Annotated in this window: 9 protein-coding genes and 1 pseudogene; 3 read left to right on the top strand and 7 right to left on the bottom strand. The window is 70.0% G+C overall.

Features of this window, described 5'->3' with window-relative positions; genetic code table 11:
- Positions 1-16 precede the first annotated feature (16 nt).
- The 7 genes from ACFU5K_RS07605 to ACFU5K_RS07635 form a co-directional block, all read right to left on the bottom strand.
- Positions 17-304 (bottom strand): SHOCT domain-containing protein, encoded by a 288-nt coding sequence (locus ACFU5K_RS07605; RefSeq protein ID WP_384057951.1) that lies wholly within the window; start codon positions 302-304, stop codon positions 17-19.
- Between the two features lie 66 nt (positions 305-370).
- Positions 371-817 carry a DUF6325 family protein gene (locus tag ACFU5K_RS07610; protein ID WP_384057966.1) on the bottom strand — a complete coding sequence of 149 codons (447 nt, stop codon included), beginning with the start codon at positions 815-817 and terminating at the stop codon, positions 371-373.
- A gap of 133 nt (positions 818-950) precedes the next feature.
- Positions 951-1,367, bottom strand: a complete 417-nt coding sequence (locus ACFU5K_RS07615) for an SHOCT domain-containing protein (protein WP_384057952.1) — start codon at positions 1,365-1,367, stop codon at positions 951-953.
- A 261-nt stretch (positions 1,368-1,628) separates the two neighbouring features.
- On the bottom strand, positions 1,629-2,048 hold the full coding sequence (locus tag ACFU5K_RS07620) for a transposase family protein (protein ID WP_384057953.1): 420 nt from the start codon (positions 2,046-2,048) through the stop codon (positions 1,629-1,631).
- A 142-nt stretch (positions 2,049-2,190) separates the two neighbouring features.
- Complete coding sequence (locus ACFU5K_RS07625) at positions 2,191-3,606, bottom strand: phytoene desaturase family protein (RefSeq protein ID WP_384057955.1); 1,416 nt, start codon at positions 3,604-3,606, stop codon at positions 2,191-2,193.
- A gap of 286 nt (positions 3,607-3,892) precedes the next feature.
- The gene (locus ACFU5K_RS07630; protein WP_384057957.1) at positions 3,893-4,762 is read right to left on the bottom strand and encodes an inositol monophosphatase family protein; all 870 of its coding nucleotides are present in this window, start codon (positions 4,760-4,762) and stop codon (positions 3,893-3,895) included.
- Between the two features lie 45 nt (positions 4,763-4,807).
- On the bottom strand, positions 4,808-6,613 hold the full coding sequence (locus tag ACFU5K_RS07635) for a gamma-glutamyltransferase family protein (protein WP_384057958.1): 1,806 nt from the start codon (positions 6,611-6,613) through the stop codon (positions 4,808-4,810).
- A 523-nt stretch (positions 6,614-7,136) separates the two neighbouring features.
- Here ACFU5K_RS07635 and ACFU5K_RS07640 point away from each other — a divergent pair.
- The 3 genes and pseudogenes from ACFU5K_RS07640 to ACFU5K_RS07650 all read left to right on the top strand — a co-directional run.
- Positions 7,137-8,027: an ATP-binding cassette domain-containing protein gene (locus tag ACFU5K_RS07640; RefSeq protein ID WP_384057960.1), complete on the top strand. Its 891-nt coding sequence runs from the start codon at positions 7,137-7,139 to the stop codon at positions 8,025-8,027.
- On the top strand, positions 8,024-9,655 hold the full coding sequence (locus tag ACFU5K_RS07645; protein WP_384057962.1) for an ABC transporter permease: 1,632 nt from the start codon (positions 8,024-8,026) through the stop codon (positions 9,653-9,655). The genes ACFU5K_RS07640 and ACFU5K_RS07645 overlap by 4 nt, the downstream gene beginning before the upstream one ends.
- 316 nt (positions 9,656-9,971) lie before the next feature.
- Positions 9,972-10,187 (top strand): annotated as a pseudogene (locus tag ACFU5K_RS07650) (transposase); the annotation flags it as partial.

Below are 10,187 nucleotides of genomic sequence, written 5' to 3' on the forward strand. Positions count from 1 at the left end.
TGTATGAACCCTGTGGTCAGGTGGCCAGGATCTTGCGCTTCTGCTCTTCGAACTCGGCCTCGGTGAGGACGCCTGATTCCCTCAGCTCACCGAGATCCTTCAGCTGGGCGATTTTGGAGGACGCGGCGTCCTCTACGTGGGTGGGCGGTGAAGACCCCTGCGGCGGTGCGGGTTGCGTGGATTGTGCCGGAGTCTCCTGGGCAGCCCAGCGTCCCTGCTGTCGTCTGCTGACACGGTTGGACACGGCGGTCGCGGTCCCGGCGACCACGGCGGTGCGAGCCACCCCGCGGACGAGTCCTGGCATGGTGATCCTCTTCTCTTCGCGGGCGGTCAAATGGGCGTGGAGGGAGCAATTGCCGGACGGGGGCGGCTACTGCGGTGCAGAGGTGTCCGTCCTGGACGGCTCGTCATCGGATTCCAGCGCGGCCATGAGTGCCGGTACGGGAATGCGTCCGCCGGCCACCAGTTGGGCGCCCCCGCGCCGGAGCGCAGCGGCGAACGGCGCCGCCCAGACGTTCTCGTACACCAGCACTCCTACAGCGTCCCCTGGCTCGATGACGGACGCGGCCTCCGCGAGGTCGTCGTCGTCAAGGAGTCCGGAGGCGGCCCCATGGAAGACTTTCAGCTCGGGGCTTCCGCCGGCCGCCGTGTCCGACAGGTCGATGGCCGTGAGCGTGCCGTCGGCCTCCTTCTTCACAAACGCCAGATCGAGTAGCCGGATGATGCCCCGGTCGACCAGATCCACGAGCAGTGGCAATCCCTCGCCGGTCATGCGGCTGCCCGGGAATTCAACGACAGCGTAATCCACGGGTCCCATCTCTTGTGCTGCGACGGTCACGGCATAACCTCCAGTGATTACAGGTCGGATCACACGTGCCGGGGAAAGCATAGCCAGGCGGCAAATTCCCCCCTTAGAAGTCGCCGCCCGACTGCGGCGGCCCCTCGGCTACTCAGTGCAGGATTTTATCCTTGGCCTGCTGGTACTCGGCTTCCGATATGTCTCCGTGTGCTTTGAGATCGGCCAGCCTGGCCAGTTCGTCCAGATCCCTCGTGGTGCTGTCGTGAACTTCGGTTCGCGGCGCGGACTGCCTGTTCATTTTCTGGAGGGCCTCATCCTGGGCGCTCATGCGATCCCTCATTCCGTCGCCACGGGCTATGAGATAGAGGAAAACGCCGAGGAACGGCAGGAATATCACGCACAGCAACCATGCTGTCTTCCCGAGCCCGCCTAGGCTGTGATCGCGGAAGATGTCCCCCACGACCCGGAGCAGCAGAATCAGCCACGTCACGGCTGCCACGAGGAACAAGACCGTCCAGAATACCCCGAGTACAGGGTAGTCAGCGGCCAGAATCACATTTCCATTCATTGACTCTCCTTCTGGTAGCACGGTTCACTCGTGCAACGCCAGGCGCCGCATATTATGGCAGCCGTTCCGGCGATCCTGCCGTAGCAAACTCGCAAGATCACCGCACAAACACAATCAGGTTCATTGTGGCACTGATGGACGTGAAGCGTCACTCGGAAAGGTTGAATCCTGAAGGGTGCGGCCGATGGTCGCCACCGAAGGGGTTTTCGAAACTGAGCGGGGCGCACCCCGGCGGGGCTTTGCGGCCGAGCGCGGCCCATCTCACAATCGAACCCGCGACATGTCCGGCGGGCGGGCGGAGTGAACCACGTTTATGAAATGAGTCCGGAGGTTGTCAGCGATCGGGGCATCGGCACCCCACTCGACGATCGCGGTCAGGGACTTCGCTCCGGCCGGGACCGAGCAGGCGGCCAGGGCCAGGACGTACGGCAGCGAGTGGCGCCGGCGCCGCGGGGGGCGCGGGTGGCGCGGGTCGGGCAGACGTCGCAACGGGTCAGGCAGTTCATCGGAGCGGGCCGGACCGGAACCAGCGAGTTGGCTCAGCCCGGCGGGGATGGGCAACGACGCAGCAGGCACGGCACGGTCTTCCGTTGTGGTGATCAGGGAACTCGACACTCCGTGATCACCGGGAGCCGTGGCCGCGCGTTTACCTGCCGGCCCATCACGGCCGAGGCGGGGCATCAGGCGCAGTGGCCCGCACGCAGGTCACCGAGCCCACGCTGGTGCTCCTCGACGAGCCGGTCAGCGCTCTAACCGGCCCGCTGAACCTCTCGCGCTCGGCGCAGAGGCAGCCGGTCACAGGGCGGGCGGCCGGGGCGGGCGTTCACGCTGCTCGCAGGCGCCGCCACACCGCCTTCGCCGCGTGGTGCCCCGACATGCCGTGCACACCCGGTCCGGGCGGCGTGGCCGACGAGCAGAGGAAGACCGCGGGGTGGGCGGTGGCGTAGGGCACCCGGGCGAGCCTGGGCCGGATCACCGTCTGCAGGCCCGCGAACGCCCCGGTGGCGATGTCACCGCCGACGTAGTTGGCGTTGCGTGCGGCGAGTTCCGGCGGCCCGGCCACGGCACGGGCCAGCACGAGGTCGCGGAACCCGGGCGCGAAGCGCTCCAGTTGACGTTCGATCATGTCCGTGGCGTCCCCCTCCCAGCCGGCCGGGACGTGCCCGTACACCCAGAAGACGTGACGGCCCGCCGGGGCGCGGCCCGGGTCGACGAGGCTGGGCTGCGCGGTGATCAGGAACGGGACGTCAGGGTCGCGTCCCGCACCGGCGGCTCGCAGGGAGGCGTCGATCTCGGCGGCCGTGGGACCGACGTGGACCGTGCCGGCGCGCCGGGCCTCCTCGGCCGTCCAGGGCACCGGACCCGACAGCGCGTAGTCGATCTTGAAGCAGGAGGGGCCGAAGCGGTAGTGGTCGTATGCGCCGCCGAGGCCCGCGATCCGCGCGAGCGCGGTCGGCGAGGTGTCGAAGACGTAGGCGCGGGCGGGCGGGAGTTCGTCCAGTCGCTTGACCTCCGTGCCCGTGCGGATCGTCCCGCCCAGCTCGCGCAGGTAGGAGGCCAGGGCGTCGGAGACGGCCTGCGAGCCGCCCCGCGGCATCGGCCAGCCGTTCTCGTGGGCGGCGAGCGCGAACATCAGGGCGATCCCGCCCGTCGCGAGGCCGCTCGCCGGGGCGATGGCGTGTGCGGCGAGCCCGGCGACGAGACCGCGTGCCTTCTCCCCCCGGAATCGGCGCGACAGCAGCGCGGCCGGCTGCAGGGCGTCCAGCCCGAACCGCGCCCAGCGGTACGGGTCACGGGGCAGCCCGTCCCAGGGGGTACGCAGCATGTCCGCCGCGAGCGTGTCCCAGTGCCCCGTGTAGGGAGCGACGAGCCTGCGGTACGCACCCGCGTCGGCAGGACCGAGCGACATCGCGCTCTCGCCGACCGACCCGGTCAGCACCGCGGCGGAGCCGTCCGGGAAGGGGTGGGCCAGCGCGAGCGGTGCGTGGAGCCATTCGAGGCCGTGGCGGGCCAGCGGCATCGCCCGGAACGCCGGTGAGCCGATGCCGAGGGGGTGTACGGCGGAACACGGGTCGTGGCGGAAACCCGGGAGGGTCAGCTCCTCGGTGCGGGCGCCACCGCCGACGGTGTCCCCCGCCTCGAAGACCTCCACGGCGAAGCCCCGGCGGGCCAGTTCGACCGCGGCCGTGAGGCCGTTGGGGCCCGCCCCGACGACGACGGCATCAAGCATCGATGGCACCTTCGGACTCCTTCGTCAGCCGATGGCCAGAGCACCAGGATATTCGGGCGCGCCTACAACGGGCGGTCTGGGTCCCTTCCGTCCCGAAGTGGCCACCGAGGCACGTGGCGCATGGCGCGGAAGCAGGAGCGGGTTGCTCGCGGCGGGCGACGGTCGCCGCTCTGCCGGGAAGCGCAGGGTCCGAGACGAAACAGCGCGGAACGGCCTCATCGCCCCGCTGGAGGTAATCTGCGGCTGAAAACGCCCTAAGACAAGCCAAGTTGACGTCGTATCAGCATCGGAGCGATCAGCCCCCGGTGGGATCTGATCCCTGCCGTCCGGTCCGCAGCGCGTCGAGGATGCGCTCCGCCGTCGCCTCGTCCCTGGCCGCAGTGAACGGCAGGACGTTGCCTCCGGTGAGGCGGTAGGGGGCGCCGGAGAGAGTGGACTGCGCACCGCCCGCCTCCGTGACCAGCAGCAGACCCGCCGCATGGTCCCACGCGAACTCCCAGTTGAAGGCCACGGCGTCCTGGGCGCCACAGGCGACGGCGAGGTATTCCAGGCCGGCCGATCCGCAAGCGCGAGCGTCGATGCCGTCGGTGCGCAGCCCGAGCAGGGCCCGCTTCTGGGCGTCGGAGGTGTAGTCCGGGTGTGACATGGCGACCTTGAGCACCGCACCGGGTGCGGGCGAACCGCTGTGGACCCGGGTGCCGTTGAGCGTGGCGCCGCGGCCCCTCAGGGCGACGGCCATCTCACCGAGGACGGGGGCGTACGTCCATGAGGCGTACACCTCTCCACGCAGGGCGAGGGCCACCAGGGTGCAGAAGCCGGGCTCGCCGCGGACGAACTGGCGGGTGCCGTCGACCGGGTCGACGATCCACACGGGTGCGTCGCCACCGAGCGCGTCGTAGACGGACGGGTCGGCGTGGACCGCTTCCTCGCCGACGACGACCGACCCCGGCAGCAGCTGTGTCAGGGACGCGGTGAGGTGCTCCTCGGCCAGGCGGTCGGCGGCGGTGACCAGGTCGTGCGGGCCGCTCTTCTCGACGATCTCGTGCGCGGCCAGCTGCTGGTAGCGAGGCAGGATCTCGGCGGCGACCGCTGCCCGCACCGCCGCTTCCACCTCGGTCAGCTGTCCGGCAGTCCCGGCGGTCCCGTACAGGAAGTCATCGATCATGTCTCCAGCTAAGCACGGTCCGCCGGGGGCACTCCGGGCAGGAGGTCAGCGGCCCACCGCGTAGCCCTGCATACCGCGCGGATTGGCGGCGGCGGACAGGATGCCGGTCTCCGGGTTCCTGGCGACGGCGCACATGCGGCCCTCGGACCACGGTTCGCCGACCGTCACGTCGTGGCCGAGGCGGCGCAGCTCCTCGACGACCCCGACGTCCATGCCCTCCTCGACCGTGACGCTGCCCGGACGCATGCCGCGCGGGAAGAAGGACCCGGGGAAGCTGTCGTTGTGCCAGTTGGGGGCGTCGATGGCTCCCTGGAGGTCAAGGCCCCCGCGCACCCTGCCGCGGAGCGCCACGGCGAGGAAGAAGTGCAGCTGCCACTGGTCCTGCTGGTCGCCGCCGGGGGTCCCGAACGCCATGATCGCGACCCCGTCGCGCAGGGCAAGGGAGGGGGTGAGGGTGGTACGCGGACGGCGGCCCGGGGTCAGCGAGTTCGGCAGGCCCTCGTCGAGCCAGGCCATCTGCAGGCGGGTCCCGAGGGGGAAGCCCAGCTCCGGCACGACCGGGTTGGACTGGAGCCAGCCGCCGCTGGGGGTCGCGGCGACCATGTTGCCCCAGCGGTCGACGATGTCGAGGTGGCAGGTGTCGCCGCGGGTCGCGCCGTCCCGGGCGACCGTCGGCTCCCCCGCTCCCGCGGCCGGTAGGCCCGTGGCGTCGAATCCCGCCTCGCCGGAGGCGGCGGCGCGGGCGTGCGCGCTGAGGACCGGGGTACGGCCGTCGGGGCTGCCGGGGCGCAGCTCCAGGGACGCGGTGCCGGTGATCAGCGTGCGGCGCTCGTCGTTGTACGCCTCGGAGAGCAGGGTCTCCAGCGGCACGTCGGCGGCATCGCCGTACCAGGCCTCGCGGTCTGCCATCGCGAGCTTGCAGCCCTCGACGAGCAGGTGGACGTACGCGGCGGAGCCGTACGCCGGGAGCTCGGCGGGGAGGAGGGCGAGCTGCTGGAGGAAGGCGGGGCCCTGGCTCCAGCCGGCGGCCTTGGCCAGCGTCCAGCCGTTCCACTCGTACGTGGCGGGGGCCTCGTACGACGCGGACCAGCCGGCCAGGTCCTCGGCCGTGAGCGTGCCGGTGTGACGGCTCCCGCTGGTGTCCAGGGTGGGTACACCGGCCTGGCGGACGAGCGCCTCGGCGATGAAGCCCGTGCGCCACACGGCGCGGGCGGCCTCGATCTGGGCGACGCGGTCGTCGCCGCCCGTCTCCTCGGCCTCGGCTATGAGACGGCGCCAGGTCGCGGCGAGCGCGGGGTTGCGGAACAACTCGCCCGGCGCGGGCGCCTTCCCGCCGGGCAGGTAGACGTCGGCGGAGCTCTGCCACTCGGCCTCGAAAAGCCCGCGCACGGTCTCCACCGTCAGGCCGACGCGCTCGACGGGCGCGTGGCCGTCCGCGGCGTACCCGATCGCGTAGCGCAGGACCTCCGCGACGGTCTTCGTCCCGTGGTCGCGCAGGAGGAGCATCCAGGCGTCGAAGGCCCCCGGGACGGCAGCGGCGAGCGGCCCGGTGCCGGGGACCAGGTCGAGGCCGAGCGAGCGGTAGTGCGCGGCGGACGCGCCGGCGGGCGCGGGGCCCTGCCCGCAGAGTACGCGCACCTCTCCGTCCTTCGGGGCGAGGATGATCGGCACCTCGCCCGCCGGCCCGTTGAGGTGCGGCTCGACGACGTGCAGGACGAATCCGGCTGCCACGGCCGCGTCGTAGGCGTTGCCGCCGTCCTCCAGGACGGCCATCGCGGACTGCGAGGCGAGCCAATGGGTGGAGGACACCATGCCGAAGGTGCCCTGAAGGGTGGGGCGGGTGGTGAACACGGGTGATGCTCCTTGCTGCGGCGGTTGGGCTTCGGGGTTCGGAGTTCGCGGAGCGCGCTCCTGCGGGCGCGTCCAGGGCTCAGGTTCTGAACTTCTCGGGCCGGGGTACGGCACCGAACCGGCCCCCCGCGGCGGGGCCGAGGCAACGGGCCACTCGCAACCGCCACCAGGGCAACCGCTCTTCGGCGCACCGGGATCCACCTCCAGCCAGGGTGATCAAGGAATATCGCAGACCGTATTTCGCATACAGTTTGCGTGCAAGGCCTCCCACCCCAATCGCGGGCTCCACGCTACGAGGGGAGGGTCAAAGCGATCCCACGCCCAGCCATGGCCTCTGAAAAGTGAGTGATGAAATACAGCTTGCGGCCGCGGGCCGTACCGCAGGGCGCGAGCACCAAATCCCTTTTCATACCTATGCCTTGTTCAACGTGAACCAGCGCGAGTATCTTCACCAGCGGTGTGCCGGGAAGTCTGGTCGGCGAATAGGGGCCCTGTGCCCACGGTGCCGACTCTGGAGGCCCGCATGGTCTCGCCCGCTCTCCGTACGGAATCCCTGACCAAGCGCTATGGCCGCGTCCTGGCGCTGGACGGGGTGAGTCTGAATGTCACGGCTGGTGAGGTGTTTGGCTTCCTCGGCCCCAATGGTGCTGGCAAGTCCACCACGATCCGGTTGCTGCTGGGACTGGCCCGCCCGACCGCCGGTAGGGCATCGATCTTCGGCAGCGATGCCGCTGACGTCGCTGTGACGCACCGGCGCCTGGCGTACGTGCCGGCCGATGTGGCGTTGTGGCCACAGCTGACCGGAGCCGAGATGCTGGAACTGCTGGCGCGCACGGGCCCCGGCACCGACAGGATCTACCGGGATGAGCTGGTTGCGCGGTTTGAACTCGACCTGTCCAAGCCGGGCCGGGCGTATTCGACGGGTAACCGGCAGAAGGTGGCGTTGGTGGCCGCGTTCGCCACCCGGGCACCCCTGCTCGTGATGGACGAGCCGACCAGTGGCCTGGATCCGCTGATGGAACGCGAGTTTCGCCGAGCGGTCCGCGAGGCCCAGGACAACGGCCAGACGGTGTTTCTCAGCTCCCACCAGCTCGCTGAAGTGGAGGCCGTCTGCGACAAGGTGGCGATCCTGCGTGCCGGGCGACTCGTCGATGTCGCCGCCGTGGCGGAGCTGCGACGGCTGCACCGCTCCGAGGTGACGGTGTGCTTCACTGACGCACCCCCGGATCTGTCCCGGGTGCCCGGCGTGGAGGCAGTCGAGGTGACTGGCGCGTCCTCTGTGCGTTTTACCCTCACTGGCCCCCCGGGGCCTGCCTTACAAGAACTGGCGGCGGCGGACGTGGTCAGCCTCGCGGTGCGAGAGCCCTCGCTCGAGGAAGTCTTCCTCGGCTACTACGGCGGGCAGGAGCGATGACGGCCGTCGACTCGCCGGGTGAGCGTGCCGCAGACCCCAAAGCAGTGGCTGGACGGACGGTGACAGCTCTGGCTCTGCGCCAGACCAGGCGTGGCGCGCTCGTCGTGACCGCACTCGCGGTCGGGATGTCGGTGGTGGCAGTGGCCGCCCACCGGAGCACAGTCAAGGGTTCGGCAGATGCGGTAGCCCTGGAGGCGCTAGCGAAGAACCCAGCCATTCGTACTCTGTTCGGCGAACCGATCGCCCTGGAAGATGCCGGGGGGTTCGCAGCATGGCGCACAGGGACGGCACTGGCGGTCGTGCTGGCCGTGTGGGGGCTGCTAGCCGCGACGCGGATTACCCGGGGCGAGGAGGATTCCGGCCGGTGGGATGTGCTATTGGCCGGGCGGGTACCGGTCACTGCCCTGGTCGCACGCCATGTGGCCGTCCTGGTGGCTGTGTCACTCATCGCGGGTTCAGCCGCGTTCGCCAGTCTGGTCGCGGCGGGTGCCACTGCGAGCGGCGCCGCGGTGCACAGTGCCGGGCTGGCCTTGTGCGGCGTGTTCTTCTCCGCGGTGGGCGCGATGACCGCTCAGGTGTTCGCGAACCGGGCCTCGGCCAGCGGCGCGGCGGTGGCGGTGCTCGGCATCGGCATGCTGCTGCGGATGGTCGGGGACGGTGTCGCCGCTCTGGGGTGGCTGCGCTGGCTGTCGCCGTTCGGCCTGATGGCGCTGGCTCGTCCGTATGACGGAAACCGGATCTGGCCCTTGGTGGTCCTGGCGGCCGGCTGCCTGTTACTTGTCGCCGGGGTCGCGGCCGCAGCCAGGGGACGTGACATCGGCGACGGCTATCTGCGCGCTCCTTCCGGTCGGGCCCCGCAGATGAGGCTGCTCGGGTCGGTCCAGGCGTTCGCGGTGCGGCGGCTCGTGCGGCCTCTGCTCGCCTGGTCAGCTGGTGTGGGCGCGTACTACCTGCTCATCGGGGTTCTTGCCGCGTCCATGACGGACTTCCTTGCCGACAACCCGCGGTTCGCCGAACTTGCCGCGCAGGCCGGCTTCGCCGGGCTCGGCACCGTCCGGGGATACGCTGCCGCGCTGTTCACGCTGCTGGCCGTCCCGGTAGGATCCTTCACCGCGTTCCGACTCGCCACGCTCGCCGCCGACGAAACCAGCCGGCGCCTGACCCTCCTGCATGCCCAGCCCCTCACCCGGACGAAAATGCTTACCGGAGAGATCTCCGCCGTCATCGGTGGCGTCATCGTCCTCACCACCGTCGCCGGCCTCGCCACATGGAGCGGGACAAAAGCCGTCCATGCCGAACTCGGCCTCCTCGCCGCGCTGTCCGGGGCCTGGAACGTGCTGCCCGTCGTGCTTCTCTGCCTCGGCGCCGGTGTACTCGCCCTGGGGTACTCGCCACGCGCGGTTGCTGCCATCGGATCGCTCCCAGCCGTAGGGGGGTTCCTGCTGCAGGTCATCGCCGACAGTTCCACATGGCCGACATGGGTGAGCCAGTTGTCCCCCTTCGCCCATATGGCCGCCGTACCCAACGCCCCCGTCAATTGGACCGCCGCCCTCCTGATGACGGCCCTCGCCACTCTCACCACGGCCGCGGGCACAGCCTGTTACCGGATAAGGGACCTGCAGATCTAACCGCTCAGCGCGGCAGGTTTCGTACGACGACGCACCACGCTCGACGCAGCAAGTCGCCCTGCCGAACGTTCACCTCGTCAGATTCGAGCGTGTGCACAAGATGCGGTTGATAAGGGGGCAAAATGCACGAGAACGAGAACAAGATCCTGATCGACGAACCCGGGTTCCGCAGCTCAGTGGGTGTCCGATGAGTCGAATTGGGCATCAGCGCAGGTCAGCGAGTTTCGGCTAGTGGCGGGAGCCGGTATCGCCTAGTGGCACGATTCATGGGACAAGTGGTCTGTCGGCTGGTCTAACGGGTGTAGCGTCTAGTGGCGTGTATGTGAAGACGACGTCCCGGCGGAACAAGAGCGGGCAGGTGGTGCGGTATCTCCAACTGGCTCACAACGAGTGGGACCCGGTCGCGGGGCGTTCGCGGACGAAGGTGCTGCACTCCTTCGGCCGCGAGGACGAGCTGGACCGGGAGGCGGTACGCCGTCTGGTCGCCGCTCTGTCCCGGCTGCTCGATCCCGGCGAGGCCCTGACCGCTGTC

The sequence above is a fragment of the Streptomyces sp. NPDC057428 genome (assembly GCF_042803195.1).
Lineage (GTDB): Bacteria > Actinomycetota > Actinomycetes > Streptomycetales > Streptomycetaceae > Streptomyces.

Coding starts and splice junctions, on each gene's coding strand:
- ACFU5K_RS07630 (WP_384057957.1), bottom strand. CDS start 4,762: ATGATCGATGACTTCCTGTACGGGACCGCCGGGACTGCCGGACAGCTG.
- ACFU5K_RS07620 (WP_384057953.1), bottom strand. CDS start 2,048: ATGCCCCGCCTCGGCCGTGATGGGCCGGCAGGTAAACGCGCGGCCACG.
- ACFU5K_RS07605 (WP_384057951.1), bottom strand. CDS start 304: ATGCCAGGACTCGTCCGCGGGGTGGCTCGCACCGCCGTGGTCGCCGGG.
- ACFU5K_RS07610 (WP_384057966.1), bottom strand. CDS start 817: ATGGGACCCGTGGATTACGCTGTCGTTGAATTCCCGGGCAGCCGCATG.
- ACFU5K_RS07615 (WP_384057952.1), bottom strand. CDS start 1,367: ATGAATGGAAATGTGATTCTGGCCGCTGACTACCCTGTACTCGGGGTA.
- ACFU5K_RS07640 (WP_384057960.1), top strand. CDS start 7,137: ATGGTCTCGCCCGCTCTCCGTACGGAATCCCTGACCAAGCGCTATGGC.
- ACFU5K_RS07645 (WP_384057962.1), top strand. CDS start 8,024: ATGACGGCCGTCGACTCGCCGGGTGAGCGTGCCGCAGACCCCAAAGCA.